General features: G+C 70.2%; 26 protein-coding genes. 12 read left to right on the forward strand and 14 right to left on the reverse strand.

The window, feature by feature from the left end; genetic code table 11:
• The 7 genes from mug to ABIC51_RS23205 all read left to right on the forward strand — a co-directional run bounded on the left by mug (position 1) and on the right by ABIC51_RS23205 (position 5,864).
• Positions 1–549: a G/U mismatch-specific DNA glycosylase gene (gene mug / locus ABIC51_RS23175; RefSeq protein ID WP_175898163.1), complete on the forward strand. Its 549-nt coding sequence runs from the start codon at positions 1–3 to the stop codon at positions 547–549.
• The gene (locus ABIC51_RS23180) at positions 536–1,159 is read left to right on the forward strand and encodes a DNA-3-methyladenine glycosylase (protein ID WP_175898164.1); all 624 of its coding nucleotides are present in this window, start codon (positions 536–538) and stop codon (positions 1,157–1,159) included. The genes mug and ABIC51_RS23180 overlap by 14 nt, the downstream gene beginning before the upstream one ends.
• A 101-nt stretch (positions 1,160–1,260) precedes the next feature.
• Positions 1,261–2,025, forward strand: a complete 765-nt coding sequence (locus tag ABIC51_RS23185) for a ParA family protein (protein ID WP_027789114.1) — start codon at positions 1,261–1,263, stop codon at positions 2,023–2,025.
• Positions 2,026–2,531: 506 nt separating this feature from the next.
• Complete coding sequence (gene phaP, locus ABIC51_RS23190; protein WP_027789115.1) at positions 2,532–3,116, forward strand: TIGR01841 family phasin; 585 nt, start codon at positions 2,532–2,534, stop codon at positions 3,114–3,116.
• A 291-nt stretch (positions 3,117–3,407) separates the two neighbouring features.
• Entirely contained in the window at positions 3,408–4,589 is a 1,182-nt protein-coding gene (locus ABIC51_RS23195) for an acetyl-CoA C-acetyltransferase (RefSeq protein ID WP_175898165.1), read from the forward strand.
• 216 nt (positions 4,590–4,805) lie between these two features.
• Positions 4,806–5,549, forward strand: coding sequence for an acetoacetyl-CoA reductase (gene phbB, locus ABIC51_RS23200; RefSeq protein WP_027789117.1), 744 nt, complete (start codon positions 4,806–4,808; stop codon positions 5,547–5,549).
• A gap of 108 nt (positions 5,550–5,657) precedes the next feature.
• Positions 5,658–5,864, forward strand: coding sequence for a hypothetical protein (locus ABIC51_RS23205; RefSeq protein ID WP_027789118.1), 207 nt, complete (start codon positions 5,658–5,660; stop codon positions 5,862–5,864).
• Between the two features lie 99 nt (positions 5,865–5,963).
• Here the strand turns inward: ABIC51_RS23205 and ABIC51_RS23210 are convergent, their stop codons facing one another.
• The 10 genes from ABIC51_RS23210 to ABIC51_RS23255 all read right to left on the reverse strand — a co-directional run bounded on the left by ABIC51_RS23210 (position 5,964) and on the right by ABIC51_RS23255 (position 16,372).
• On the reverse strand, positions 5,964–6,311 hold the full coding sequence (locus ABIC51_RS23210) for a hypothetical protein (protein ID WP_049096912.1): 348 nt from the start codon (positions 6,309–6,311) through the stop codon (positions 5,964–5,966).
• Complete coding sequence (locus tag ABIC51_RS23215) at positions 6,295–6,798, reverse strand: hotdog family protein (protein WP_027789120.1); 504 nt, start codon at positions 6,796–6,798, stop codon at positions 6,295–6,297. The genes ABIC51_RS23210 and ABIC51_RS23215 overlap by 17 nt, the downstream gene beginning before the upstream one ends.
• On the reverse strand, positions 6,798–7,613 hold the full coding sequence (locus tag ABIC51_RS23220; RefSeq protein WP_146253671.1) for a beta-ketoacyl synthase chain length factor: 816 nt from the start codon (positions 7,611–7,613) through the stop codon (positions 6,798–6,800). The genes ABIC51_RS23215 and ABIC51_RS23220 overlap by 1 nt, the downstream gene beginning before the upstream one ends.
• An 8-nt stretch (positions 7,614–7,621) precedes the next feature.
• Positions 7,622–8,833, reverse strand: a complete 1,212-nt coding sequence (locus tag ABIC51_RS23225) for a beta-ketoacyl-[acyl-carrier-protein] synthase family protein (protein ID WP_175898166.1) — start codon at positions 8,831–8,833, stop codon at positions 7,622–7,624.
• A 63-nt stretch (positions 8,834–8,896) separates the two neighbouring features.
• Positions 8,897–9,790, reverse strand: a complete 894-nt coding sequence (locus tag ABIC51_RS23230) for a polysaccharide deacetylase family protein (protein WP_354006645.1) — start codon at positions 9,788–9,790, stop codon at positions 8,897–8,899.
• Positions 9,787–12,270, reverse strand: a complete 2,484-nt coding sequence (locus tag ABIC51_RS23235) for an MMPL family transporter (RefSeq protein WP_175898167.1) — start codon at positions 12,268–12,270, stop codon at positions 9,787–9,789. Before ABIC51_RS23235 ends, ABIC51_RS23230 begins: the two co-directional genes overlap by 4 nt.
• The gene (locus ABIC51_RS23240) at positions 12,270–12,929 is read right to left on the reverse strand and encodes an outer membrane lipoprotein carrier protein LolA (RefSeq protein WP_027789125.1); all 660 of its coding nucleotides are present in this window, start codon (positions 12,927–12,929) and stop codon (positions 12,270–12,272) included. The genes ABIC51_RS23235 and ABIC51_RS23240 overlap by 1 nt, the downstream gene beginning before the upstream one ends.
• On the reverse strand, positions 12,926–13,909 hold the full coding sequence (locus ABIC51_RS23245) for a lysophospholipid acyltransferase family protein (RefSeq protein WP_027789126.1): 984 nt from the start codon (positions 13,907–13,909) through the stop codon (positions 12,926–12,928). The genes ABIC51_RS23240 and ABIC51_RS23245 overlap by 4 nt, the downstream gene beginning before the upstream one ends.
• Positions 13,906–15,654 carry an acyl-CoA synthetase family protein gene (locus tag ABIC51_RS23250; protein WP_175898168.1) on the reverse strand — a complete coding sequence of 583 codons (1,749 nt, stop codon included), beginning with the start codon at positions 15,652–15,654 and terminating at the stop codon, positions 13,906–13,908. Before ABIC51_RS23250 ends, ABIC51_RS23245 begins: the two co-directional genes overlap by 4 nt.
• 64 nt (positions 15,655–15,718) lie before the next feature.
• Positions 15,719–16,372 (reverse strand): COG4648 family protein, encoded by a 654-nt coding sequence (locus tag ABIC51_RS23255; RefSeq protein WP_146253676.1) that lies wholly within the window; start codon positions 16,370–16,372, stop codon positions 15,719–15,721.
• A 570-nt stretch (positions 16,373–16,942) separates the two neighbouring features.
• Here ABIC51_RS23255 and ABIC51_RS23260 point away from each other — a divergent pair.
• From ABIC51_RS23260 to loiP, 5 genes are all read left to right on the forward strand, one after another.
• Positions 16,943–17,203 carry a phosphopantetheine-binding protein gene (locus tag ABIC51_RS23260; RefSeq protein WP_027789129.1) on the forward strand — a complete coding sequence of 87 codons (261 nt, stop codon included), beginning with the start codon at positions 16,943–16,945 and terminating at the stop codon, positions 17,201–17,203.
• Between the two features lie 110 nt (positions 17,204–17,313).
• The gene (gene fabG / locus ABIC51_RS23265) at positions 17,314–18,030 is read left to right on the forward strand and encodes a 3-oxoacyl-ACP reductase FabG (protein WP_021160651.1); all 717 of its coding nucleotides are present in this window, start codon (positions 17,314–17,316) and stop codon (positions 18,028–18,030) included.
• Between the two features lie 102 nt (positions 18,031–18,132).
• On the forward strand, positions 18,133–19,434 hold the full coding sequence (locus tag ABIC51_RS23270; protein WP_354006646.1) for a chorismate transformation FkbO/Hyg5 family protein: 1,302 nt from the start codon (positions 18,133–18,135) through the stop codon (positions 19,432–19,434).
• A 125-nt stretch (positions 19,435–19,559) separates the two neighbouring features.
• A complete protein-coding gene (locus tag ABIC51_RS23275) occupies positions 19,560–20,342 on the forward strand; it encodes a glycosyltransferase family 2 protein (protein WP_119339031.1) in 783 nt (260 codons plus the stop codon).
• Positions 20,343–20,537: 195 nt separating this feature from the next.
• Positions 20,538–21,299 (forward strand): metalloprotease LoiP, encoded by a 762-nt coding sequence (loiP, locus tag ABIC51_RS23280; protein WP_021160648.1) that lies wholly within the window; start codon positions 20,538–20,540, stop codon positions 21,297–21,299.
• A gap of 110 nt (positions 21,300–21,409) precedes the next feature.
• Here loiP and ABIC51_RS23285 read toward each other — a convergent pair whose 3' ends face one another.
• The 4 genes from ABIC51_RS23285 to ABIC51_RS23300 are packed head-to-tail and all read right to left on the reverse strand — an operon-like array spanning position 21,410 to position 26,150.
• Entirely contained in the window at positions 21,410–23,122 is a 1,713-nt protein-coding gene (locus ABIC51_RS23285; protein WP_060194479.1) for a lactate permease LctP family transporter, read from the reverse strand.
• A gap of 57 nt (positions 23,123–23,179) precedes the next feature.
• Complete coding sequence (locus ABIC51_RS23290; RefSeq protein WP_226127817.1) at positions 23,180–24,625, reverse strand: LutB/LldF family L-lactate oxidation iron-sulfur protein; 1,446 nt, start codon at positions 24,623–24,625, stop codon at positions 23,180–23,182.
• Positions 24,622–25,353 carry a LutC/YkgG family protein gene (locus ABIC51_RS23295; protein WP_124544361.1) on the reverse strand — a complete coding sequence of 244 codons (732 nt, stop codon included), beginning with the start codon at positions 25,351–25,353 and terminating at the stop codon, positions 24,622–24,624. The genes ABIC51_RS23290 and ABIC51_RS23295 overlap by 4 nt, the downstream gene beginning before the upstream one ends.
• Positions 25,350–26,150: a (Fe-S)-binding protein gene (locus tag ABIC51_RS23300; RefSeq protein ID WP_175758426.1), complete on the reverse strand. Its 801-nt coding sequence runs from the start codon at positions 26,148–26,150 to the stop codon at positions 25,350–25,352. Before ABIC51_RS23300 ends, ABIC51_RS23295 begins: the two co-directional genes overlap by 4 nt.
• Positions 26,151–26,159: the final 9 nt, after the last annotated feature.

The following is a 26,159-nucleotide window of genomic DNA, read 5'->3' on the forward strand; positions in this document are numbered from 1 at the left end:
GTGGCTGACGAACTCCCCGACCTCATCGCTCCGCATCTCGACGTGCTGTTCTGCGGGATCAACCCCGGCCTGACCGCGGCCGAGACCGGGCATCACTTCGCCGGGAGGAGCAACCGCTTCTGGCGCGTGATCCATCTCGCGGGCTTCACGCCGGCGGAAATTTCGCCGCAGGACGATCGCGCGATACTCGGCCATGGCTGCGGCCTGACGGCGGTGGTGAAGCGGCCGACCGCAAGCGCCGATCAGCTTTCGCGCGCGGAATTCATGGCCGCGGCCGCGGGGTTCGAGCAAAAGGTGGCGCGTTATCGGCCGCGCTTCGTTGCCTTTCTCGGCAAGGCGGCGTACTCGGCGCTTTCCGGCCAGCGTGAGGTCGGGTGGGGATTGCAGCCGGCCCGCATGCAGGGGGCAAGTGTCTGGGTGCTGCCCAATCCCAGCGGGAGAAATCTCGCGTTCGGCCTCGACGATCTGGTCGATGCCTACCGTCAACTGCGTCTGCACGCGAAGGCCGGTTCCGGTCTTCAACCGGAGAGGCGGAATGCGGCGCGGTGAACCCGCGCCTGCGTGGCCGGGCGCCGTGCTGCCCCGCGCGTTCTTCGACCGCGTGGCCACCGACGTCGCGCCGCAACTGCTCAACAAGATCCTCGCGGCCGCGGACGGCCGGGCAGGGCGGATCGTCGAAGTGGAAGCCTATGCCGGTGCGATCGACCCGGCCGCGCATACCTATCGCGGCAAGACGCCGCGCAACGCGACGATGTTCGGGCCGCCGGGGCACCTGTACGTCTATTTCACCTACGGCATGCACTGGTGCTGCAACTGCGTGTGCGGCCCGGACGGCACGGGAACGGGCGTGCTGATCCGTGCGCTCGAGCCGGTGCACGGGATCGAACGGATGCGCGCGGCCCGGCCGCCGCAGACGCGCGATCGTGATCTGTGCCGCGGGCCGGCGCGGCTGACGCAGGCGATGGGCATCGGCGGTGCGCAGGATGGCGTCGACCTCGTCGCTGCGCGCGAAGGGTTCGCGATCGTCGACGACGGCACGGCGCCGCCCACGAATCTGGCGGGCGGGCCGCGCATCGGCATTCGCGTCGGCATGGACTTCCCGTGGCGGTGGTGTGTGCCCGGCAGCCGGTACGTGTCGGGGGCGCTGCCGCGCACCTGATGCGTGCCGTATACAAATCGCACGCAATTCGACCTGCGTCACGCGGTCGCCATTATTGACCGGCTAAGCTGCTCTTTTCGACGTTCGATCGAGGGGGCACCATGCGGCGGGTCGTATTCAACCAGAAGGGCGGCGTGGGCAAGTCGACGATCGTCTGCAACCTGGCGGCGATCAGCGCGAGCGAGGGGCTGCGCACGCTCGTCATCGACCTCGACGCACAGGCGAACTCCACGCGCTACCTGCTCGGCGACGCCGCGGCCGACGCGCAGCCGGGTGTCGCCGATTTCTTCGAAACCGCGCTGACCTTCAACTTCCGTCCGGTCGACGTCGCGTCGTTCGTCCATCCGACCCCGTTCGAAGGGCTCGACGTGATGCCCGCGCATCCGGATCTCGACACGCTGCACGGCAAGCTCGAATCGCGTTACAAGATCTACAAGCTGCGCGACGCGCTGAACGAGCTCGATGCCTACGACGCCGTGTACATCGACACGCCGCCCGCGCTGAATTTCTATACGCGCTCGGCGCTGATCGCGGTCGAGCGCTGCCTGATCCCGTTCGACTGCGACGATTTTTCACGTCGCGCGCTGTACACGCTGCTCGAGAACGTGAAGGAGATCCAGCAGGACCACAACGCGGCGCTCGAGGTGGAAGGGATCGTGATCAACCAGTTCCAGCCGCGAGCGAGCCTGCCGCAGCGGCTCGTCGACGAACTCGTCGAAGAAGGGCTGCCGGTGCTCGCGTCGAGGCTGTCGGCCTCGGTGAAGATCCGCGAGTCGCATCAGCAGTCCAGGCCGGTGATCCATCTGGAGCCCGGGCACAAGCTCGCGCAGGAGTTCCTCGCGCTGCATCGCGAACTGGCCGGCTGATCTTCCGCGCCTGCCTGACCAGCACGCGGCCGCATCATGCGGCCGTTTTTTTTATTGCGACCCGCAATTCGTCCGATCATTGATTTTGTCATTAATAATCCCGAAAACGATTTCATAATAAATCCAAAAAAAACGATTACATAAGCGACTGCTCCATTTTCAATGTGCGTCGGTTTTCTAATAAACGGAATAATGAATTGGTAAATGTTGCGCGACGTCATGATCGGCTATCCTGTAAAAAGGTAGAAATGCATTGCGGGACAGAGTGAAGCGCCGTCTCGTCTGCGATGTCGGCGCATCACGGGTTCCAGCGGTCGCCCGGAATTAAGATAAGGGTTTACACCTAGTATTAATGCCATTTAATTGACAATTAATCGATCTAGAATGGGCTCCTTCAACTCCCCGTACTCAAACAAGTGACGGGTTGTCAATAAGGAAGTCTGCTGTCGAACCGGCTTCCGATTTTCCTTACGTCGTCTCTCGCATTGCCAACAGGAGCGTGCCCGATGTCCGTATTTGCCCCCGAAAAACTCAATGCCGATTATCAGTCCGGTATCGCCGCGTGGTTTGCGATCGCCCGTCCGGCTATCCAAGGTTTCGAGGCTGTCGTCGAACTCAACCTGCAAGCGGCCCGGACGGCGCTCGAGGAATACGAAGACAAGCTGAAGAACGCGTTCAACAGCAGCAATCCGGCCGTGGGCTTCGCGCAGCAGATCGCGGTGCCGCAGGAAGCGGCCGGCAAGGCCGTGTCCTACGGCCGCCACCTGTTCGACATCGCGGTGTCGACGCAGTCCGAATGGGCAAAGGTCGCGCAAGCCCAATACGAACAGAACGACAAGCGCCTGAAGGACGTGCTGGGCGAGCTGTCGAAGCACGCGCCGGCCGGCTCGGCGCCGGTGGTGGCCGCGCTGAACTCGGCGCTGTCCGCGGCGACCGCCGCGGCCGACTCCGTACGCGCAGCGACGGGGCAGGCGATCGAAGCCGCCCAGAGCGGCTTCGACGCCGTCACCGAAACGGCAACGCGTGGTGCGAAGCAAACGGCCGCCGCCGCGCGCAAGGACGCCGCGGCCGCCCGCGAATCGGCTGCGTGATCGCTTAGCCGCGCAAGCATGTGTCGCGCACGGGCGCGACACGATTGATCGGCGCCGGATGGTGCCGGACGCCGCGTGTGCCGCGCGGTGCCCGGCTCACGTCCGGTTTGCCGCAACGCGCCGGTGCCCGGCGAGCCGTGCGGGTGTGCCGCCCGTGCGAACGGGGGCGGTTCGCCGTACGGAGGCATGCGACCGCTACCGCGCCGGATGGCACGGGGAGCGCGTTCGCCGGCCGAGACCGGCTCGCACCGGCGTCGGAACGACGAACTGATTTCAATGCAGGAACTGGACATGACGGACGTAGTGATCGTATCGGCCGCGCGGACCGCGGTCGGCAAATTCGGCGGTTCGCTTGCGAAGATTGCGGCGCCCGAACTGGGCGCGACGGTGATCCGCGCAGTGCTGGAGCGCGCGGGCGTGAAGCCCGAGCAGGTGAGCGAAGTGATCATGGGCCAGGTGCTGACGGCCGGCTCGGGCCAGAACCCGGCGCGGCAGTCGCTGATCAAGGCCGGGCTGCCGACGGCAGTGCCGGGGATGACGATCAACAAGGTGTGCGGCTCGGGCCTGAAGGCCGTGATGCTGGCAGCAAACGCGATCGTCGCGGGCGACGCGGACATCGTGATCGCGGGTGGCCAGGAGAGCATGAGCGCGTCGCCGCACGTGCTGCCGGGCTCGCGTGACGGCTTCCGGATGGGCGATGCGAAGCTGGTCGACACGATGATCGTCGACGGCCTGTGGGACGTGTACAACCAGTACCACATGGGCATCACGGCGGAGAACGTCGCGAAGGAATACGGGATCACGCGCGAGGAGCAGGACGCATTCGCGGCGCTGTCGCAGAACAAGGCGGAAGCCGCTCAGAAGGCGGGCCGCTTCGACGACGAGATCGTGCCGGTGTCGATCCCGCAACGCAAGGGCGAGCCGCTGCAGTTCGCGACCGATGAATTCGTGCGTCACGGCGTGACGGCGGAGTCGCTGGCGGGGCTGAAGCCGGCGTTCTCGAAGGACGGCTCGGTGACGGCGGCGAACGCGTCGGGGCTGAACGACGGCGCGGCGGCGGTGCTGGTGATGTCGGCGCAGAAGGCGGCGGCACTGGGTCTGACGCCGCTGGCGAAGATCAAGGCATACGCGAACGCGGGTGTCGATCCGAGCGTGATGGGGATGGGGCCGGTGCCGGCATCGCGCCGGTGCCTGGAGCGCGCGGGCTGGACGCCGGGCGACCTGGACCTGATGGAGATCAACGAGGCGTTCGCGGCGCAGGCGCTGGCGGTGCACAAGCAGATGGGCTGGGACACGTCGAAGGTGAACGTGAACGGCGGGGCGATCGCGATCGGTCACCCGATCGGTGCGTCGGGCTGCCGGATCCTGGTGACGCTGCTGCACGAAATGCAGAAACGCGACGCGAAGCGCGGGCTGGCGTCGCTGTGCATCGGCGGCGGGATGGGCGTCGCGCTCGCGGTCGAGCGCGCCTGAGCGGGGCCTGACGATTCGTCCCGCTGCGGCGCCGGTGAGCGCCGCACGCGGGTGAAGCGGTTTTCGCGCACGACAAGTGGCCAATAACAAGCGCGAGGTGCCGGTGCGTGCCGTGCCCGCGACGCGGGCGGCTGCGCATCGAAGCGGTGGGGCGGCAGCATGTGCGATGCCGTCGCCCCGCTTTCATCGATTACTTTTTTGTCGGTAATTTACAGGATGACTAAGCGAATTGCAGTTGTGACTGGTGGAATGGGCGGCCTCGGCGAAGCGGTCAGCATCAGGTTGAACGACGCGGGCCACCGGGTAGTCGTCACGTATTCGCCGAGCAACACCGGCGCGGACCGCTGGCTGACCGAGATGCATGCGGCCGGCCGCGAGTTCCTCGCGTATCCGGTGGACGTGGCCGACCACGATTCGTGCCAGCAATGCATCGAGAAGATCGCCCGGGACGTCGGCCCGGTCGACATTCTCGTGAACAACGCGGGCATCACGCGCGACATGACGCTGCGCAAGCTCGACAAGGTCAACTGGGACGCGGTGATCCGCACGAACCTCGATTCCGTGTTCAACATGACGAAGCCGGTCTGCGAAAGCATGGTCGAGCGCGGCTGGGGCCGCATCGTCAACATCTCGTCGGTGAACGGCTCGAAGGGTTCGGTCGGCCAGACCAACTACGCGGCCGCGAAGGCCGGCATGCACGGCTTCACGAAATCGCTCGCGCTCGAGATCGCGCGCAAGGGCGTGACGGTGAACACCGTGTCGCCGGGCTACCTCGCGACGAAGATGGTCACGGCGATCCCGCAGGACATCCTCGACTCGAAGATCCTCCCGCAGATTCCGGCGGGCCGGCTCGGCAAGCCCGAGGAAGTCGCGGCGCTGGTCGCTTACCTGTGCTCGGAGGAGGCCGGCTTCGTGACGGGCTCCAACATCGCGATCAACGGCGGCCAGCACATGCACTGACGCACGGCGGCCCGGACGGCGTGCATGCACGTGCCGGGCCGTGTTCCGCTGGTTCCAGTGCCGCAGCGGCGCAGGTGTGCCGGTGCGGCCCCGCATTCCGGAGAAGGCATGAGCGACACCTGGATGGGACTCGCGATCGGCGGCGCGGCACTGGCCGTCGCGCTGGCGATGGCGATCTCGCTCTTCTGGCTCGAGCGGCGCCGCGCGCGGCTGCTGCGGAACTTCGATCATCGCGATTGCTGGCTCGTCGCTTACGGCAAGTGTTTCGCGCGCGTGCGGGCCAGGCCGGCACGCCGCATGCGCGGCGCGCGTTGACGGCAGCGGCATGGCGGCAGTCACGCGTCACCGTCGACGCGCGGCCACGCATCGCGCGCATGCCGCGAGGCGGTGCGCGCGATGTCCGTCGTCAATCGCTCAATCGCTCTTTTCGCTCTTTCCACCCGACTCGCCGGAGCCGTTCTTGTGGAAGATCCGCTTCGTCGTGCGCTTGGTGGCATCCCAGCCTTCGCGCGACGCATGCGCGACGCCGTGCCCGACCGCCTTCGCCGCACTCGCGGTCGCGTGGCCGAAGCTGCGGGCCGCCTCGCCGGTCTTGTGCGCGGCTTCCTTCGAATCGCGCTTGATGTCCTGCTTCACTTCCGACATGTCCGCGTGCGCGATCGGGCTGATCAGCGCCAGAACGAGCGCGGTACCAATGAACTGACGAACTTTCACGACCTGGTTTCCTTCCGTTGAACAAGCCTCTTCAGCGAGGATTCGCATCGCCGGCGGGCGCCGGGCGAAACACGCCGGCCGCCGATGCGTCGAGCATCACCGCGGCGCGGCCGGACAGCAGCACGCGCTCGCCGCAGCGCAGCGCGAAGCCGTACAGCACCGAGCGGGCGTCGCCGCTCACGCGTTCCGCTTCGACGACGAGCGGCTGCGCGAACGTGTCGAGCCGCTCGACGAACGCGTCGACGTTGCGCACGCTCGCCAGATAGCCGACGCGCGGGCGCGCTTCGTGCGCACCGAGCAACGCGCCGTGCACGGCCATCGCCTGCGCCGCGTATTCGATCCCGCAGACGGACGCGAGCCGGCCGTGCGCGCGCAGCGGGTTGTGCGGATCGCGGTGGCTCGTCGCGGTGCAGCGGATGCGGGCGGCATCCCACGCATCGACCGTATCGAGCACGCACATCGCGCCGTCGTGCGGAATGTGCGCGGCGATCCACGCGTGGTCGAGCGGCGGCGCGAGCGGGATCGTCGCGGTCATCACGCACGCTCCGCGAACGTATCCGGCATCGCGACGTCGACCTGCACGCGTGTATCGGCCAGGTAGTCGAGCACGACGCGTGTCGAACGCCGCGCGGCGAGCGCCTCGAGCAGCGGCAGCACGCGCGCGGCCGGATTGCCGGCGCGCAGCGCGTCGAGCCCGGCGTGCGCGAGCGTCGCGGCGGGGGTGTCGGTGAGTTGCACGTCGATGCGGGCGAGCGCGTGTTCGCTTGCTTCCGGCGCGAGCACGAGCGCGACGCCGAACGCATCGTCGATCGGCCGCACCGCGCGCAGCGGTTCCGGATAGTCGGTGTCGTACGCGATCAGCAGCGTCGGCACGCGATCGACGACGACCTGGCACAGGCTCTCGAGCAGCCCGGCGGCAAAGCTGCCGTCGTGCGCGCACAGCACGTTCGACGTCGCCATCGCGCGGGTCGCGATGCTCCAGTAGCCGGCCGGCGCGTTGTGCACGGAGTTGTGGAAGCGGGTCGGCGACAACTGGCGATCGTCGCCGGCGAGGGTTTCGCAGATCGCGTGGCAGTTCTGGCCGTCGCCGCCCGATGCGCTGAACACGGTCGCGAGCGTCGCGGCGTCGCGTGCGCTCGCGGCCACCGCTTCGTGGCCGACCGCGAGCGCCGTGCGCACGACGGGGCCCGTGCGGCGCCGCTCGGCCGACGGCAGGCCGGCCGGCGGCGGCAGCTCGGTGCGGGCGGACGCATACGGCGCGCGGCCCGCGAGCACGTCGGCCGCGTGCGGCCAGCCGCTCAATCCCGGGCCGACGAGGCCGATGCTTTCGATGAAGGCGGTCAGTGTCATGGCGGGCCTCAACGGCGTACGTGGTCGGCGCGGCCGAGGATCAGGCTGCAATTCGTGCCGCCGAAGCCGAACGAATTGGAGAGGACGGCGCGCACGCGCGCATCGCGGCTCGCGAGCACGTAGTCGGCGACGAGTGTCGGGTCGGGCTGCGTCGTGTTGACGCCGGCCGGCACGAACTGTTCGCGCAGCGCGAGCGCGGCGATGACCGCCTCGAGCGCGCCCGCCGCGCCGAGCGTATGGCCGGTCGCGCCCTTCGTCGAGCTGCACGGCGTGCCGGCGAACAGCGCGCCGATCGCGCGGCTTTCGGCCGCGTCGTTGCTCGGCGTCGCGGTGCCGTGCAGGTTCACGTAGTCGATGTCGTTCGCGCCGAGGCCGGCGGATGCAAGCGCCTGCTCGATGGCGACGCGCGCGCCGAGCCCGTCCGGATGCGGCGACGACATGTGATGCGCGTCGCTCGATTCGCCGATGCCGAGCAGCAGGATCGCGTCGGCGTCGAGCGGGGCGGGCGGGTCGGGCACGCGTTCGACGAGCGCGAACGCGGCGGCCTCGCCGATCGAGATGCCGTCGCGCGCGACGTCGAACGGACGGCACGGCCGGCGCGACAGCAGTTCGAGCGAATTGAAGCCGTACAGCGTCGTCAGGCACAGCGAATCGACGCCGCCGACGACGGCCGCATCGATCAATCCCGCCTCGATCATGCGGCGCGCGGAGCCGAACACTTTCGCGCCGGACGAGCATGCGGACGAGATCGCCATCGCCGGCCCGCGCAGCGCGAAAAACGCGCGCACGAACGCGGCCGGCGAATACGGATTGTGCGTGTGGGCGTAGCGGAAGTCGGCGGGCAGTGCGCCGCTCGCCGGATCGCGGCGCTGGTATGCATGCTCGGTCTCGAGGATGCCGGCCGTGCTCGTGCCGACGAACACGCCGACGCGTGCCGCGCCATGGCGCGCGACGGCTGCCGCGACGCGTGCGTCGAAGCCGTCCTGCGTGAGGCCGAGCTGCGCGAGGCGGTTGTTGCGGCACTCGAAGTCCGCGAGGTCGGCGCGCACGGGCTGCGCATCGACGCCGTCCACCGCGCCGATCCACGTGTCGAGATCCGCACGCTCGAAGTCGCAGGGCGTGAGCCCGCCGCGCGCGTGGCGCAGTGCATCGAGGGTCGCGTCGAGGCCGCGGCCGATGCAGCTGGTGGCGGTGAAGTGCGAGAGCAGGAGAGGTTTCACGAGGGTCGCATCCGGTGGCCGGAACGGGCGCCGCAGCAGGGCTGGCAGGCGCGCCGCTCGAGGTCAGATTTTATCAAACGGGGGGGCCGAACCGGTCGGCTCGCGCGGCCCGGCCGGCGGTTCGGGCGCGAGCGCCGCGCGCAGCGTGACCCAGTGCAGCTGCGCGTCGGCGGCCGCGCGCAGCACCGCTTGCAGCACGTCGAGCACGACCGGTTCGCCGCGCGCGTCGCGCGCCGCGTGGCCGTCGTGCACGAGCAGGATGTCGCGCGGCGCGAGACCGTGCAGCAGGCGGCGCGTGACGGTCGCGGCATCGTGCTCGCGCGTGTCGAAACCGCGCCGCGTCCAGCTCGCCAGCTGCAGGCCGAGCTCGCACAGCACCGGTTCGAGGAACGGATTGCGCAGGCCGGCCGGTGCGCGGAAGAACAGCGGGCGCGTACCGGCGATCTCGGTCAGCGTCCGTTGCGCGGCCGCGATCTCGCGCCGCAGCGCGGCGGGCCCCGACAGCGAGAACGTATGCCGGTGCCGCTGGCTGTGGTTTTCGATCGCGTGACCGTGCGCGACGATCGCCTCGATCCAGCGCGGATGACGGCGCGCGAGATCGCCGATGCAGAAGAACGTCGCGCGCGCGTCGTAACGGTCGAGCAGGTCGAGCACGCGCGGCGTGACGTCGGGGTCCGGGCCGTCGTCGATCGTCAATGCGATGCGGCGGCCGGCGCCGGGCGGCAGGCGCGTCCAGTTCGGCCCGAGCAGTGCGCTGCGCGGCCACAGGCCGGCGGCGGTCAGCGCGAGATGCGACGCGACCACGCCGCCGACCGCCCACGGCCACACGGCCGGCTGAGCGACGACGGCGGCTGCCGCGCCCGCGTGCAGCGCGGCGGTGCCCGCGATCAGCGGCGTGGGCTGCCAGCGGCGCGCATCGCCGGGCTGTCGGTGCGGAATGGACGACGGTGCATTCATGCGCGGCTTCCTTGATGACGGTTGCCGGCCGCGGCCGCGCGCGGCGCGAGGATCGCCGCGAACGCGAGCGCGAGCATCGCGCCCGGGCCCACGGTCAGCCCGAAGGTCTCGAGCAGCGGCACGCGCGACAGCGCCAGCAGCCCGAAGCCGGCGACCGTCGCGAGGTTCGCGATCAGCAGCGATACGAGCGTGTGGGGCGTGACGGGCTGCGCGTCGTCGCGCTTGCAGAAGAACAGCGCGTAGTTCGAGCCGACCGCGACGATCAGCAGCATCCCGACGAGGTGCAGGATCGTCAGCGGCACGCCGGCGAGCGCGAAGCCGGCCGTCACGACCAGCACGGCCGCGACGAGCGGGGCGAGCGCGCGCACGACACGGCGCGGCGAGCGCAGGGCGATCAGCAGCAGCACGGCGATCGCGGCGAAACCCGCGAGCGACAGCCGGATGTCCTCGTGCACGTAGCTCACGTACAGGCGATCGGCTTCGGCCTTCATGTCGACGAACAGCGCATCGGGCACGCCCGCGCGCGCGACGGCCGCGCGGATCGGTGTCGCATCGAGACTCGATGCCGGTTGCGCGGTGCGGGCGGCGTCCGGCGCGCGCAGCGGCAGCATCGCGCTCCAGCGGCCGTCGCGTTCGGTCAGCAGCGCATCGACGGCGAGCGCCATCGACGTGCCGCGCAGGTCCGCGCGCGTCAGCAGCCGCGCGTGGCGCGCGGCTTCGACGTCGGCGATGAACGGCGCGAACAGGTCGGGCCTGACCGCGATCGGCTGGTTCGCGACGGCATCGCGCATCCGCGCGGCGAGCACATCGGCATCCGGCAGGCTCGCGAGGCGCGCGCGCTGCGCGGCGTCGCTCGGCAGGAAGCGCGCGGGGGTTTCGAAACCCGCGAGCGCGCCCCGGTCGACGAGCGGCTGCAACTGCGCGGCGACCCGTTCCGCGCGTTCGAGCGCGGCCTGTTCGGTCGGCGCGGCAATCACGACGAGGTAGCGCACGTCGGGCGCGCCGACATCGGCGCGCAGCCGTGCGTCGAGCGCCTGCGCTGGCGCGGGCACGGGGCTCAGCGCGGCGAGTTCGCGGCTCCACAGGCCGTCGCGATGCAGCACGAGCGTCGCGCCCGCGGCGATCACCAGCACGGCGAGCGGCCAGCGCAGCCGCGGCGCGGCGTCGGCCGCGCGCGCGAGCACGGCGCCGATGCGCGACACGTCGCGGATTGCGACATGCTCGCCGCGCAGGTGCGGCAGCACGAAGCGCGTGACGAGCGCGGCGGCCGTCAGCCCGACGATCGAATACAGCCCGAGCTGCACGAGGCCGGGGAACCCGGAGAACAGCATCGACGCGAAACCGCACACGGACGTCAGCACGCCGAGCCGGATCGTCGGCCAGTACGCGGCGACCCAGGCGCGCGTCGCGTCGGCCGGTCGCGCCGCGCCGCGCGTGCCGGCCTGCGCCGATTGCACGAACAGGTAGATCGAATAGTCGACGGCTTCGCCGATCAGCGTCGTACCGAAACCGAGCGTCAGCCCGTGGACCGTGCCGAACGCGACGCTGACCGCCGCGATTCCCGCCGCGACGCCCGTCAGCACCGGCAGCAAGCCGAGCGCGAGCGTGCGCGGCGAACGGTACAGCGTCAGCAGCAACGCGACGATCAGCACGACGCTCGCCGTCGACAGCCGTTCGACGTCGTGCCGGATCGTGTCGCGCGTGTCGACCGAGAACACGCCGGGGCCCGTCATCGCGAGCGTGGCGGCGGCGGCGTTCGGCATGGCCTGCTTCGAGGCTTGCTTCGCGGCGGCGAACGCGCGGCGCACCGCGTCGATCGCACGGGCCTGGGCATCGGTATCGGAACCGGCGGCGGCCGTCTGCACGACGAGTACCGCGCGGGTGCCGTCGCGCGACGCCCACACGCCGTCGCGGCTCGCCGGTTGCGCCGCGCCGTCGAGCTGGTCGACGAGCGTGGCAACTTCGCCGGTCGGGTCGCGCGGCAGCAGCGCCTTGGCCACGAGGCCGGCCGACGAGCTCAGCAGGTCGAGGCTGTCGCCGAGCGCCTGGTGCAGGCCGTCGGCGCTGAAGCGCTGCGGCGTGACGGCCGGGCTCAGCAGATAGCGGTGATCGAAGATGAACTGCCGGTCGCGCGCGTCGTTCGCCGCTTCGCCGTTGTGAACCGCCGCGAACTGCGGATCGGCGCGCAGCGTGCCGGCCACGCGCCGCGACAGCGCGGCGCGCGTGGCTGCATCGCTGCCGTCGATCGCGACGAGGATCAGCCGCGACACGATGCCGTCGCGCAACTGGTCGACGAGCACGCGCTGCCCGGCGCTCGGCGAACTCGGCAGGAACGCGGACAGGTCGGCCGTGAAGTGCGCGCGCCCGATCGCGATGCCGCACGCGACGAGCGCGAGCAACCACACGAGCACCGCGCGCTGCCGCAGCGCGTGCAGGCGGCGGGCGACCGGCGAAGACGGGGGCCGGGTGCGTTCGTCCATCAGTTCGGGTTCGCCGGAACGGGTTGCAGGCGCATCACCGAACGGTCGCCGTCGGCCTGCCGGATCGCGACGCTGCGCAACAGGTCGCGCGTGCCGTCGAGCGTGATCGTGCTGACGACCTTCAGCATCCGCGAGTCGAGCGGCGTGAGCGTCAGCGTCCAGTCGTCGCCGCGCCCGGCGAGTGCGACCTTGTAGACCTGTTCGAGCGCGAAGCGGTTGCCGGCGAGCGTCGCGCGGATGCTGTCGATGAACGCGCCGAGTTCCGGATAGCGCGCGAGCGCGAGCGTGTACTTGCGGCTGTTGCGCTCGACGGTGAGCATGTCGCCGTCGACGACGAGGTGTTCGGGCTTCGGGCTCAGCGTGTGCTTCTCGAGATGGTCCGGCGCGACGAACACGAGTTCGCCGGACGATTCGACCGGCTGCGTCGCGATCGACAGGTACTTCGTCTCGGTGAACGTCGCGCGCCCCGACTTGTGCTGCGCGAGCGTCGACATCAGCCGGTCGAGGGTCCACGCCGGCGCCGCGTCGGCCGCCCGCGCGGGCGCGGCGGCCAGCGCGATCGCGGCGGTGCTTGCGGCGACGGCGATGGCGGCGGCCAGCGTGCGGACGGCGCGACGCAGGGCGGGCGTGAGCGTGGGCAGGCGGCGAACGGCGGTCATGCGTCGGAATCCCTCGTGGCGGACAGGCCGGCACCGGCGCACGCGGCGTCGCCGCGCGCGGCCGCGGTCGCGGCATCGCCGCCGTGCCAGAAGTCGAAATAGTTGAACCAGTTGTACGGTGCCGAGCGACAGTACCTGTCGAGCAGCGCGACGTAGCGCGCGAGTGCCGCGTCGACGGCCGCCGCGCGCGCGTCGCGCCGCACGTCGGAGAAATCGGCGAGCGTCTCGAAGTGCACGTCGTAGCGGTTGCCGTCGCGATAGAGGCCCGTCATGAAGATCACCGGGCGCCTCAGCATCGCGGCCATGTAGAGCGGCCCGAGCGGGAACGCGGCCGGCGCGCCGAGCAGCGGCAGCCGCCGCAGCGACGCGGCCGCGTCGTCGAGCAGCGTGCGGTCGGCGAGCATGCCGACCATGCAGTTCGCGTCGAGGCGCTCGCGCACCTTCAGCATCGAGTCGACTTGCCCGAGCGGAATCACTTCCGGCTGCGCGGCGGGATTCACCGCGGCGAGCGTCGCGTTGATCTTGCGCGCGTTCTTCTCGTACATCGTCACGACGACGCGCAGGTCCGGGTGCGTGCGGCCGATCGCGCGCACGACCTCGAAGCTGCCGAGATGCGCGCCCATCAGGAACGCGCCGCGTCCGCCCGCGAGCGCTTCGTCTACCAGCGTCTCGCCGTGCAGCCGGATGTCGAACAGGTCGAAGCGCCCGTTCATCAGGTAGATGCGGTCGTGGATCGTCGCCGCGAACGTGAACACGTGCCGGTACACGTCGCGCCAGCGCGCGGGGCGGCCGAGCACGCGGCGCAGGTAGTCGCGCGACGCCGCGCACGCGACCGGCGAAAACAGCACGAAATACGTCGCGATCAGGTGCAGCACGACGCGCGCGCGCTGCCGGCCGAAGCGCAGCGAGATCCACGTCATCGCGCGCAGCAAGCCCGCGTTGCTGCGCTCCTGGCGTTCGGCCCACGCGGTGCGCTTCATGGCTGCGCACCGTCCTGCCCGGCCGGCGGCGCGGACAGCACGCCGCTCGCGACGTCGCGCGCCCCGGCGCGCAGCGTGAAGCGGATCGCACCGCCGGCCGCGGCGTCGTACGCGAGATCGAGCGGCTCGCCGGGCGCGACCGGGCTCAGGAATTTCGCGGACCCGAGCCGCCACGCATGCAGCGGGCGGTTCAGCGCGGTGCCGAGCGCATGGATCGCGTGATCGAGCAGCACGACGCCCGGCACGACCGGATGGCCGGGGAAGTGGCCGGGCAGTGCCGGGTGATCGGCGGGGATCGTGAATCCGAGTGCGGACGTGCCGGCCGGATCGGGCGCGGGCGCGGGCACGGGCACGGCCGCGGGGCGCGCATGTTGCGCAACGAGTGCGGCGAGTACGTCGCGCGGCAGCTTGCCGGTTTCGTTGCGCGGCAGCGCGTCGACGAACACGAGCGGGCGCGGCATGAACGCGGGATCGATCCGCTCGCGCAGCGCGCGCTGCAGACCGGCTGCCGTGAGCGTCGGCGCGACGACGAGCGCGACGAGGCGCGTGACCGGCTCGAGGCGGGTGTCGTCGTGTGCCGCCGCGGCTTCGTCGGGCATGAAGAATACGCCGTCGAGCACCTTCGGAATCGCGTTGAGCTGATGGTTCAGGTACGCGAGCGACGTGCGCTTGCCGGCGATGTTGACGAGGTCGGCCTTGCGGCCGTGCAGCAGGAACCGGCCGTCGCCGAGCAGTTCGAGTGCATCGCCCATCGGCACGGGTGCCTCCACATGTCCGCCCGACACCCACACGGTCGGGCCGCTGTCGTCGTCGTCCGGTTCGGCGCGCGCGTCGAGGCGGATGTCCGGGAACAGTTCCCATGCCGCGCCCTGCGACGTGCGGCGGGTGGCGATCTGGCCGGTCTCGGTGCTGCCGTAGATCTCGACGAGCGGCGCGTCGAGCGCGGCCTCGGCTTCGCACGCGAGCTTTTCCGACAGCGGCGCGGTGGCCGACAACACGAGCGCCGCGCGCGGCAGCGCATGGCCGGCCGCCAGCAGCGCACGCAGGTGGATCGGCGACGTGACGAGCACGCGCGGTTGCGGGATCGCGTCGAGTTCGTCCCGAATGTCGACCGGGTAGAACGGCTGGCGGTTGCTGAACGCGAGGCCGCCGATCAGCGCGAGCAGCACCGTCGACTCGAAGCCGTACATGTGCTGCGCGGGTACCGTGCCGATCAGCGTGGCCGCGCGGCCGTCGAGCAGCCCGAGGCGGTCGGCCGCCGCGCGCACGCAGCCGACCAGGAAGCCCCAGGTCTTGCGGTGCGGCACCGGCGCGCCGGTCGAGCCGGACGTGAACACGTAGGCCATGATCCGCGCCGCATCGATCTGCGGCACGGCGAACGGCGCATCGTCCGCGAGCGCGCCGGGGGCGGCATCGGGGTACGCGAAGCGCGGCAGGTCGATTGTGCAGTCGGGCGCGTCGTGCAGGCAGAACGCGTCGGGTGCGAACGACGCGAGCTGGCGGACCATTTCCGGCGTATGCGTCGACGGCAGCAGGCTGACCTTGCCGGCAACGAGCGCGGCGCACAGGCTGACCGCGAAGCGGTAGCGGTCGCGGCATACGTTGAACACGTGCGCGCCGGCGGGCAGCGCGGCGGCCACGCGCGCGACGTCGGCGACGAACGTGCGCACGGTGACGGGCGCGCCGTCGCGCCAGGCGATCGTCTGGTCGGGCGACGAATGGAAAACCAGCGGGTGAGTCGGCATAGATCGGTCGAAACAGGAGCGAAGGCCGGCGCGGCCGCGTTGCGGCGCCGCGCCGGCCGTGAATTCATCGTGATGCCTGCGACGCGTGTGTCGTCGCGCGATACGCGCGCACCGCGTCGACCATGCGCGGCCGCGGTTCGTGCGGCAGGGCGAAGCGTCGGCACGCATGCTCGGCCGCGAACATCACGGCGACGAGCGGCAGCGACAGGTAGTTCGCGAACGTCGACCAGGTGACGATCGGCGCGGTCGCGAACAGCAGCGTCGACACGGCGGCGATCGCGACGAAGAACAGCGTCCACGCGAGCGTGATCTGCCGCGTGTAGTGCGCGACGGCCGGCGTGATCGCGCCGTGGATCATCGTCGCGAAATGCGTGCACAGCGGCACCTTGCCGGCCGCGAGCGTGCGGCCGAACAGCAGCGCCATCGCGAGGTTGAAACTCGCGTGTTCCAGGTACAGGCCCCATTCGAAGTGCCGCGCGAGCGGCGCGCGCGCGGCCCACAGCGCGGCGGCGGCAAGCAGCCATGCGGACACGAACCCGATGCGGTGCGGCGAGCGCAGCGCCGCGCCGAGCGCGAGCAGCAGCGGCGGCACGAGCGCCATCGCGAGGCCGAGGCCGTGCGCGCCGGGCGTCGCGGCCGCGTAGTGCGCGCCGGCCTGGTATGCCGCGACGGCGCCGACCGCGGCAATGCCGCGTGCGACAGGTAGCAGCCGGCTCATCGGCGGCCTCCGCGCGCACGGCGCGGGTACCCGTCACCGGCGCCCGGGCGGCGGCGGAAGGACGGGCGAACCGGAACGGAGCGGAAGGACGGGCGCGGCATGACTGGCGACATCGGGCGGATCGTGGCCGGACGCGAGGGTCGGGCCGTCAAACATCAGATGAAAGGCGGCCGGGACGGGTCCGGGCCGGTGGTCGGGCACGCTCATTTTAGGGCCGCGGCACCGCGTGTTCGGAGCGGGCGCGAACGGGTTTTGTAACCGATTGTATGGCGCCGGACGAACGGTTTCGCGGGGTCGGTCCATTTCCATCCAAAGCGGCTCAAGCATCTGGTGCATTCGGGTCCCGCAACGGGGCGCCGCGCCGGCCCGCCAGTCTGTAACCATTGGCGGTATACGGCCCGATACCCGTTCGTCTAGAATCCGCGTAACTTTTACAAACGATCCCCAAAAAACGCAGGCGGGGAAGCCGGCAGACGCCGGAGGGACGGAGATTCGCACGCGCCGGGCGTGCATGGCGATTGCCGTTTCCGGGCGCCTTCCGCTGCCACGGGCCGCCTGCCCGCACGCATGATGAACGCACTGGAACAAGAGCTCGCCACGCTGATCATCGGCGAACTGAATCTCGAAGACGTCCCGCTCGAAACAGTGACGGCCGACACCCCGCTGTACGGCGAGGGTTTCGGGCTCGACTCCATCGACATCCTGGAAATCGCGCTGCTGATCTCGAAGAAATTCGGCTTCGAGCTGCGTTCGGACAATCCGGACAACCAGAAGATCTTCGCGACGCTCGGTGCACTGGCTGCGTACGTCGCCGCGCACCGCACGAAGTGACGGCGTCGCGCACGGGCGCGGCGCGCAGATGAGGACGGCACGCGGCCGCGATCGGCAGACGATACGCGGCCGCGTCGATCGAGGTGAAACGCGATGAACGGAGCAATTCGATGCGGGCGCTCGTGACGGGCGGCAGCGGCGCACTCGGGCAGGCGATCTGCACGGCGCTCGCGCAGGCCGGCCATGAAGTGTGGGTGCATGCGAACCGCCATCTCGCGCAGGCGGAGGCGGTCGCGCAGCAGATCGTCGCGGCCGGCGGCACCGCGCGCGCGATCGCGTTCGACGTGACCGACGCCGATGCGACGCTCGCCGCGCTGGCGCCGCTGGCCGACGATGCGCCGGTGCAGATCCTTGTCAACAACGCGGGCATTCACGACGATGCGCCGATGGCCGGCATGTCGCGCCGGCAGTGGCACAGCGTGATCGACGTGACGCTCAACGGCTTCTTCAACGTCACGCAGCCGCTGTTGCTGCCGATGATCCGCACGCGGCGCGGACGGATCGTCAACATCGCGTCGGTGGCCGGCGTGACCGGCAATCGCGGGCAGGTCAACTACGCGGCCGCGAAGGCGGGGCTGATCGGCGCGACGAAGTCGCTGTCGCTGGAGCTCGCGTCGCGCGGCATCACCGTGAATGCGGTCGCGCCCGGCATCATCGAATCGCCGATGGCCGAACAGGCGTTTCCCGCCGAACGCATCAAGCAGCTCGTGCCCGCGCAGCGCGCGGGCCGGCCCGACGAAGTCGCGGCGATGGTCGCGTACCTGGTGTCCGACGCCGCGGCCTATGTGACGGGGCAGGTGCTGTCCGTCAACGGCGGGCTCGCATGACGAGGCGCGCGGCGTCGGCGTGACGTAATGCAACGCGGCATGACGCAACGCAGCGTATGCCGCGAGGTTGCGCGGCCAGCGCCGCATAGTGAGGAAATCGAAGTGTCCGTGCATCCAGTCGACGCCGAACGGCGCCCGTGTTCCCTGTCGTCCTCTGCTGCGTCGTTCGCGCGCGGGCAGGCGGCCGGGCCGGCCGCATCGCGACCGGGCGTGCCGCTCGCGCACGACGAGGGCCGCGCGCTGCGGCTCGTCCGGATGAGCCATGCCCGGCTCGCCGCGTTGCTGCACGATGCACGCGGCCGTGGCGACGGATTCGACCGCGTGTTGCCCGGCGCACTGGGCGCGGTGTGCATCGGCGCGGGCGAGCTGCAGCGCGCATCCCGAACCGGCTCGCACGCGGACGCGGCGGCGCGGATGCTGGCCGAAGTCGTGCCCGACCTGCCGGTCGCGCCGGTGCCGATGGCGCTGCTCGGCGCCGGCATCGCGCCGGACGACGCCGTCTGCGAAATCTGGCAATGCCATGCGCGCGACCTGCGCAGCGAACGACACGGCGCGCTGCACTATCGCTACAGCGAAACGGCGGGTCTCGTGTTCGGCAGCATCGTCGTGCACGAGCACGACACGCCCGACGCGCATCGCGACGGCGGCACGCCGCTCGAACGCGCGACGCACGATGCGTACCGCGCGCTGTTCGACGTGCTCGATTCGCTCGGCATGCCGCATCCGCTGCGCATCTGGAATACGGTGCCGGCGATCAATGCGGTGCAGTTCGGGATCGAGCGCTATCGTCAGTTCAATATCGGCCGCCAGCATGCGTTCGACGCGTGCCGCCGCGCGCTGACGGGCGGCGTGCCGGCCGCGTGCGCGCTCGGTTCGGTCGTGCCGGTCGCGGGCGATGCATCGCCCGCCGCGCCGCTCGCGATCCATTTCCTCGCGAGCCGCACGCCGGCCGATCCGGTCGAGAACCCGCGCCAGGTCAGCGCGTATCACTATCCGGCTCAGTACGGCCCGCGGGCACCGACGTTCGCGCGCGCAGCCGCATGGCCGGCGGACGATGGCGCGCCGGTGCTGTTCGTGTCGGGCACCGCGAGCATCGTCGGGCATCGCACCGTGCATCTCGGCGACGTCGTCGCGCAAACGCGCGAGACGGTCGCGAACCTCGCGGCCGTGCTCGAGCAGGCCGCGCGCCAGGGGCACGGCCCGTTCACGCTCGCCGACCTGAGCTATCGCGTCTACGTGCGCGACGCCGGCGATGCCGCGGCGCTGGCCGCGATCGGGCAGGTGCTGCGCGACGCGGCCGGCCCCGGCGTGCGGCCGCTCGTCGTCCATGCGGACGTGTGCCGCGACGACCTGCTGGTCGAGATCGAGGCCAGCGCGGGTCATGAGGAGGCGTGGCTGTCATGAAGCGCGAGAGCCTCACGATCCGGCAACCGGCTCCGCATTCGGGCGGCGTCGACGAAGCCTGCCGGCGTTCGCCGGCAAGTCATACACTTTTGTCAGGACCCCCGTCTTCGCAATCGGCCGTTTCCATGTCCAAGCAGCACGCCTCGTCCACCCATCTCGTCCTGATTCCGAGCTACAACCCGGGCACCAAGGTCGACACGACCGTGCGCAATGCACGAGCGCAGTGGAATCCGGTGTGGGTCGTCGTCGACGGCAGCACCGACGGCAGCGCCGAACGGCTGCAGGCCATGGCTGAACGCGACCCGGGGTTGCGCGTGATCGTGCTGCCCGAGAACCGCGGCAAGGGCGCGGCGGTGCTCGCCGGGCTCGACGCGGCAGCCGCGAGCGGCTTCACGCATGTGTTGACGATGGATTCCGACGGCCAGCATCCGGCCGACCTGATTCCCGCGTTCATGGCCGCGTCGCAGGCCGCCCCCGACGCGATGGTGCTGGGCGTGCCGAAGTTCGACGCGAGCGCGCCGCAGTTGCGCGTGCAGGGCCGCCGGCTGTCGAACGCATGGGCCGACCTCGAGACGCTGTGGGCCGGAATCGGCGATTCGCTGTACGGGTTTCGCGTGTATCCGGTCGCGCCGCTGGCCGCGATCATGCGCCGCCAGCCGTGGATGCGCGGCTTCGACTTCGATCCCGAGGCGGCCGTGCGGCTGTGCTGGGCCGGCGTGCGTCCGATCCGCATCGACGCGCCGGTGCGCTATTTCGGCCGTCACGAGGGCGGCGTCTCGCACTTCCACTACGGCCGCGACAACGCGCTGCTCGCGTGGATGCACCTGCGTCTTTTCACCGGCTTCGTGGTGCGGCTGCCGATGCTGGTCGCGCGGCGGCTGGCGCGACGCCACGATCAGACGGCCTGAGTACACCCGATTTCGATGCCGATCGTCGCCCGGTCGCGGCGATTGCCCCGTTTTTTGTCGTCAATCCCGCGCCGGCGCACCGCTTCATTCCAGTTCGCTGAGTAATGAACGTGTCATCCGATGTAAACATCTGGTAATTTTCTGCCGGATTATGCAAAATCGCCGCTCCCAAATAAAACTATCGAGGGATCCGGGATGCAACTCAAGAAAGCGGTGGCAGCGTGTGGCGTGGCGTTTCTGTTGAGCGCGTGCGGCGGGGTACAGAGCCTTGACGCGAACAGCCTGACGTCGGCGGGGACGAGCCTGTACAAGGCAGCGACGTTGTCGGATGCCGACATCGCCGCGCTGTCGAACGATTCGTGCAAGTCGAGCGATGCGGAATCGAAGGTCGCGCCGGCGAACAGCGCGTACTCGAAGCGTCTGACGAAAGTGATGAAGGGCTTCGGCGACATGACGCTGAACGGCCAGAAGATCAACTACAAGGTCTACATGACCAAGGACGTCAACGCGTGGGCGATGGGCAACGGCTGCGTGCGCGTGTACAGCGGCCTGATGGACATGATGAACGACGACGAGCTGCGCGGCGTGATCGGCCATGAAATGGGCCACGTCGCGCTGGGTCACTCGAAGAAGGCGATGCAGACGGCCTACGCAGTCAGCGCGGCGCGCACCGCGGCCGGCGCGGCATCGCCGGGCGTGGCGGCGCTGACGAGCTCGCAGCTCGGCGACATCACCGAGAAGTTCATCAACGCGCAGTTCTCGCAGACGCAGGAAAGCGCGGCCGACGATTACTCGTTCGACCTGATGAAGCAGAAGAACATGAACCAGAAGGGTCTCGTCACCGCATTCCAGAAGCTCGCGCAGCTCGATGGCGGCAAGAGCTCGATGATGAGCTCGCACCCGTCGTCGTCGAGCCGGGCGCAGCACATCCAGGATCGCATCGCGAAGGGTAGCTGATCGCCGCCCGATGCGCCGGCTCCGGCCGGCGCCCTGGATGAACGAAACCCCACGCTTCGCGGCGTGGGGTTTTTGTTTTTCGGGGGACCGGAAAACGGCCGGCCGCTTGCTTACGGCACCATCCCCGGCAACACGTACGCCTGCACGAGCGTGATCAACCCGACGATCACCGCGAACAGCAGGCTGTGGCGCACGGTGAAGCGGAACAGCTCCGACTCCTTGCCGACGAGGCCGGTCGCCGCGCACGCCACCGCGATCGACTGCGGCGAGATCATTTTCGCGGTCACGCCGCCCGTCGTGTTCGCGGCCACCGCGAGCGTCTCGGGTACGCCGAGCTGATGGGCCGTGGCCTGCTGCAGCGAGCAGAACAGTGCATTCGACGACGTGTCCGAGCCCGTCAGGAACACCCCGAGCCAGCCGAGGAACGGCGAGAAGAACGGGAACGCGGCGCCGGTCGCGGCCAGCATCAGCGCGAGCGTCGACGACATCCCCGAATAGTTCGCGACGAACGCGAATGCGAGCACGAGGCCGATCGACAGGATCGGGCGGGTCAGTTCCTTCAGCGTCTCGCCGAACGTGACGAGCGCGTCGCGCGGCTTCATCCGCAGCAGCACCATCGAGATCAGCGCGGTCACGAGGATCGCGCTGCCTACCGCCGACACGAGATCGATCTTCAGCACGGCGTCGAGCGCCTTCGGCGTCGCGGCGATCGGTGCGGTCTTCACGACGAGCTGGTCGAGCCCCGCCACGTGGAATTTCAGCACGGTCGACGCGAGCGCGCCGTGGGCGGCGAACAGCGCCTTGAACGGCGCGATGCTCCACACGGTGACGACGGCCGTCAGGATCAGGAACGGCGACCATGCGCGCACGGTCTGCGCGAGCGTGTACGGCGATGCCTGCCGGCTGGTGCCCGCGCTGAAGCCGTTGCGCGAACCTGCGCCGCCGAAGCCCGCGAGCGCGGCGCCGCCGCCCGACGCGACGACGCTGCCGGCCGTCTGCTTCGCGGTGCGCGGCTGCCAGACCTTCAGGAACGCGGCGAGCGCGACGAGGCTGACGAGCGACGACGTGATGTCCGGCAGCTCGGGCCCGATGTGGTTCGACGTGAAGTATTGCGTCACCGCGAAGCTGCCGCCCGCGACGAGCGCGGCCGGCCAGGTCTGCCGCACGCCGCGCAGCCCGTCCATCATGAACACGAGCCAGAACGGCACCGCGAGCGACAGCAGCGGCAACTGGCGGCCGGCCATCGCGCCGATATGGAACGGGTCGATGCCCGTCACCTGTCCGGCGACGATGATCGGGATCCCCATCGCACCGAACGCGACCGGCGCGGTGTTTGCAATCAGACACAGTCCAGCCGCGTGCAGCGGCTTGAAGCCGAGCCCGACTAGTAGCGCGGCCGTGATCGCGACGGGCGCGCCGAAGCCGGCCGCGCCTTCGAGGAACGCGCCGAACGAGAAGCCGATCAGCAGCATCTGCAGGCGCTGGTCGTCGGTGATCGACAGCACGGACGCGCGGATGATGTCGAACTGGCCGGTCTTCACGACGATCTTGTACAGGAACACGGCCGCGACGATGATCCACGCGATCGGCCACAGGCCGTATGCGAAGCCGAAACCGGCTGCCGCGAGCGCCTGCGGCACGGGCATCCCGTATGCGAGGATCGCGACGCCGAGCGACAGCAGCAGCGTGATCGCCGCGGCGACGTGCCCCTTGAGCCGCAGCGCGGCCAGCGCGACGAAAAAGAAAATGATCGGGATTGCGGCGACGAACGCCGACAGCCCGAGGCTGCCGAGCGGCGTATAGATCTGGTGCCAAACCTGCATGGGTGTCTCCTCCATCTGTGTCTGTCTATCTATGGGTATGGGTGGGTAAAGCGGGGGCTACTCGGGCTGGCCGCGTGCGCGCAGCAGGTCGGACAGGCTGCGCGGTGCCGGTTCGAGCGGCGTGCGGTGCTGCGTCCAGCCCATCTGTTTCGCGGGTGTCAGCGCACGCAGGCGCGTCGCGGTCCAGCGGAACGCGCGGTACGCGCGCGGATGCGCGAACGCGCCCGACCAGAAGCGCCACACGAGGTCTTCCGCGCGGGTGTAGTTCGCGCCCTGGCCGCGCAGCGGATGCGCGACGGGTTCGTCGGGCTTGCGGTTCGCCTCGGTACGCAGCCGCACGAGCAGTTGCGGGATCGGGATCCGCACCGGGCACACCTCACCGCACGCGCCGCATAGCGTCGACGCGGTCGGCAGGTCGGCCGTCGCGTCGAGGCCGAGCAGGTGCGGCGAGATGATCTTGCCGATCGGGCCCGGATAGGTCGTGCCGTACGCGTGGCCGCCGATGCGCGTGTAGACGGGGCAGTGGTTCATGCACGCGCCGCAGCGGATGCACTGCAGCGTCGCGCGCAGCTGTTCGTCCGCATAGGCTTGTGTGCGGCCGTTGTCGAGCAGCACGAGATGCAGCTCGCGCGGGCCGTCGCGTTCGCCGTCGCGGCGCGGGCCCGAGATCAGGTTGAAGTAGGTCGTGATCGCCTGGCCGGTGGCCGAGCGCGTGAGCAGGCTCGACAGCGGCACGATGTGCTCGAGTTTCTCGACGACCTTCTCGATCCCCATGATCGCGACGTGCGTGTCGGGCACCGTCGTCGACAGGCGGCCGTTGCCTTCGTTCTCGATGAGCCACAGCGTGCCGGTGTCGGCCGCCGCGAAGTTCACGCCGGACAGGCCGATGTCCGCATCGGCGAACGCGCGCCGCAGGGCGCGCCGGCCGGTCTGGATCAGTTCGTCGACGTCTTCCGTGTAACGCGTGCCGGGGATGTGCGCCTCGAACAGTTCGGCGATGTCGCCGCGCGTCTTGTGGATCGCCGGCATCACAATATGCGACGGCTTCTCGCCCGCGAGCTGCACGATGAACTCGCCCATGTCGGATTCGATGCAGTCGACGCCGTGCTCCGCGAGGTAATGGTTCAGCTCGATTTCCTCGCTCGCCATCGACTTGCCCTTGATCACGCGGCGCGCCTTCTTCGCCTGCGCGATGCCGAGCACGATCGCGTTCGCGTCGGCGGCCGTCTCGGCCCAGTGCACGTGCACGCCGGCCTCGGTGAGCTTCGTCTCCAGCCGTTCGAGCAGCGCGGGCAACTGCGCGAGCGCGTGTTGCCGCACCGCTTCGCCGAGGTCGCGCAGCTGCTGCAGCTCGGCGTCGTCGGGGAACTGCGTCGCGCGCTTGCCCTGCAGGAAGTCCATCGCGCCGCGAAAGCTCCGGCGCAATGCGGGATCGTCGAGCGCGGCGCGCGCGCGGGCCTTGAAGTCGCCGGGGGCGACGAAGTGCAGCGTGTGGTCGCTCATTGCGGGAGGTCCTCGCGGGCGGTTGCAGCCGGCCGGGCGGCGGAATCGGTGACGATCACGACCCACAGGCGGCGCGGGCCGTGTGCGCCATAGGCGAGCGTCTGCTGGATGTCGGACGTCTTCGACGGGCCCGACACCAGCACGAGGTTGGTCGGCATGCCGGCGTGCCAGCGCTCTGCATGCACGGCCGCGTGCAGGTCGGGATGCAGCGTGCTCGCATGGACGAGCGCGACATGCAGCGGCGGCACCAGCGAAACCGTGCGCGGCGTGCCGGCATCGGGGGCGAGCACGACGGTGCCGGTGGCCGCGATGCCCGAACGCGCGACGGTGAAGCCCGCGTCGATCGTGTCGAACAGGTCGGCCTTCCACGTGTCGATCGGCCGGTCGAACGGCACGGGCGCGACCGTGTCGGGCAGCGCGCGGGCGAGCGCCGCGGATTCGGCGCGGGCCGGGTCGAGCAGCAGCCGGCGCACGCCGGCTTCGGCGAGCCGCGCGGCGAGCTGCGCGGGCCATGCATCGCCGGTCGCGCACCAGACGTCCGCGTGCGACGCGGCGAGCGCGGCCTGCATGGTGCGGGCGAGCGTGTGCGGATCGTGCGCGGTCCCGGCCTGCGAGCGGCGCGTGTCGTAATGCGTGTCGATGCGTGCGTCGAGCGTGCGGCCGGACGTTGCGGCGACGCCCGGCGCGGCGGCGCGCAGCCGCGCGAGGATCGAGTCGCGCGCGCTCATCGCTGGTCTCCGCGCAGCGACGGGGCGTTCGCGGTGCGCCGCCACAGGAAGCTGGCGAGGTGTTCGACCGGCAGCGCCGCGCCGGCCTTGGCCGCCGCGTGGCCGATGTTCAGCAGGCAACCGCAGTCGGCGGACACGAGCCGGTCGCAGCCCGTCGCGCAGGCCGACGCGACCTTGTCGCGCACCATCGCGCCGGAGATGTCGGGATGCTTCAGCGAGAACGTGCCGCCGAAGCCGCAGCATTCGGATTCGCGTTCGTGTTCGACGCGCGTCACGCCCGGCAGTGCGTCGACGAGCGCGACGCCGTGCCCGCGCGTGCCCATCTCGCGCCGCGCCGCGCACGACGTATGCAGCACGACGCGTTCGTCGGGCCCGGCGCCGGCCGTCGCCGCGTCGAGCCGCACGTCGAGCACGTGGACGAGGAATTCGGCGAGTTCATAGGTCCGCTCCGCGATCGCGCGGGCTTGCGGGCCGTACACGGGATCGTCGGCGAACAGCGCCGGCCAATGGTGGCGGATCATCCCCGCGCACGAGCCGGAGGGCACGATCACGGGCCACGCTTGCGCGAACAGGTCGAGCTGCGCGGCCGCGACGCGGCGCGCTTCGTCGGGATTGCCGCTGCTGTAGGCCGGCTGCCCGCAGCAGCTCTGGCCGCGCGGATAGTGGACGGTCAGGCCTTCGCGTTCCAGCAGGCGGACCGCGTCGAGCCCGGCTTCGGGGACGAACAGGTCGACCAGGCAGGTCGCGAACAGATAGACGTGCGCGGGGGCGGCGGCGGGGTATTGCCTTTCGTTCATGTCTCGCTC

This window comes from Burkholderia sp. 572, assembly GCF_040545135.1.
GTDB lineage: Bacteria > Pseudomonadota > Gammaproteobacteria > Burkholderiales > Burkholderiaceae > Burkholderia > Burkholderia cepacia.

What these genes read in the sequence shown, in the direction of transcription:
- loiP (WP_021160648.1), top strand. Translation starts at nt 20,538, where the DNA reads ATGCAACTCAAGAAAGCGGTGGCAGCGTGTGGCGTGGCGTTTCTGTTG.
- ABIC51_RS23285 (WP_060194479.1), bottom strand. Translation starts at nt 23,122, where the DNA reads ATGCAGGTTTGGCACCAGATCTATACGCCGCTCGGCAGCCTCGGGCTG.
- ABIC51_RS23250 (WP_175898168.1), bottom strand. Translation starts at nt 15,654, where the DNA reads ATGCCGACTCACCCGCTGGTTTTCCATTCGTCGCCCGACCAGACGATC.
- ABIC51_RS23255 (WP_146253676.1), bottom strand. Translation starts at nt 16,372, where the DNA reads ATGAGCCGGCTGCTACCTGTCGCACGCGGCATTGCCGCGGTCGGCGCC.
- ABIC51_RS23240 (WP_027789125.1), bottom strand. Translation starts at nt 12,929, where the DNA reads ATGACCGCCGTTCGCCGCCTGCCCACGCTCACGCCCGCCCTGCGTCGC.
- ABIC51_RS23220 (WP_146253671.1), bottom strand. Translation starts at nt 7,613, where the DNA reads ATGACACTGACCGCCTTCATCGAAAGCATCGGCCTCGTCGGCCCGGGA.
- ABIC51_RS23230 (WP_354006645.1), bottom strand. Translation starts at nt 9,790, where the DNA reads ATGAATGCACCGTCGTCCATTCCGCACCGACAGCCCGGCGATGCGCGC.
- ABIC51_RS23295 (WP_124544361.1), bottom strand. Translation starts at nt 25,353, where the DNA reads ATGAGCGCGCGCGACTCGATCCTCGCGCGGCTGCGCGCCGCCGCGCCG.
- ABIC51_RS23180 (WP_175898164.1), top strand. Translation starts at nt 536, where the DNA reads ATGCGGCGCGGTGAACCCGCGCCTGCGTGGCCGGGCGCCGTGCTGCCC.
- ABIC51_RS23195 (WP_175898165.1), top strand. Translation starts at nt 3,408, where the DNA reads ATGACGGACGTAGTGATCGTATCGGCCGCGCGGACCGCGGTCGGCAAA.
- ABIC51_RS23185 (WP_027789114.1), top strand. Translation starts at nt 1,261, where the DNA reads ATGCGGCGGGTCGTATTCAACCAGAAGGGCGGCGTGGGCAAGTCGACG.
- ABIC51_RS23210 (WP_049096912.1), bottom strand. Translation starts at nt 6,311, where the DNA reads ATGCGAATCCTCGCTGAAGAGGCTTGTTCAACGGAAGGAAACCAGGTC.
- ABIC51_RS23275 (WP_119339031.1), top strand. Translation starts at nt 19,560, where the DNA reads ATGTCCAAGCAGCACGCCTCGTCCACCCATCTCGTCCTGATTCCGAGC.
- ABIC51_RS23205 (WP_027789118.1), top strand. Translation starts at nt 5,658, where the DNA reads ATGAGCGACACCTGGATGGGACTCGCGATCGGCGGCGCGGCACTGGCC.
- ABIC51_RS23245 (WP_027789126.1), bottom strand. Translation starts at nt 13,909, where the DNA reads ATGAAGCGCACCGCGTGGGCCGAACGCCAGGAGCGCAGCAACGCGGGC.
- ABIC51_RS23235 (WP_175898167.1), bottom strand. Translation starts at nt 12,270, where the DNA reads ATGGACGAACGCACCCGGCCCCCGTCTTCGCCGGTCGCCCGCCGCCTG.
- ABIC51_RS23290 (WP_226127817.1), bottom strand. Translation starts at nt 24,625, where the DNA reads ATGAGCGACCACACGCTGCACTTCGTCGCCCCCGGCGACTTCAAGGCC.
- ABIC51_RS23215 (WP_027789120.1), bottom strand. Translation starts at nt 6,798, where the DNA reads ATGACCGCGACGATCCCGCTCGCGCCGCCGCTCGACCACGCGTGGATC.
- phaP (WP_027789115.1), top strand. Translation starts at nt 2,532, where the DNA reads ATGTCCGTATTTGCCCCCGAAAAACTCAATGCCGATTATCAGTCCGGT.
- ABIC51_RS23300 (WP_175758426.1), bottom strand. Translation starts at nt 26,150, where the DNA reads ATGAACGAAAGGCAATACCCCGCCGCCGCCCCCGCGCACGTCTATCTG.
- phbB (WP_027789117.1), top strand. Translation starts at nt 4,806, where the DNA reads ATGACTAAGCGAATTGCAGTTGTGACTGGTGGAATGGGCGGCCTCGGC.
- fabG (WP_021160651.1), top strand. Translation starts at nt 17,314, where the DNA reads ATGCGGGCGCTCGTGACGGGCGGCAGCGGCGCACTCGGGCAGGCGATC.
- ABIC51_RS23260 (WP_027789129.1), top strand. Translation starts at nt 16,943, where the DNA reads ATGAACGCACTGGAACAAGAGCTCGCCACGCTGATCATCGGCGAACTG.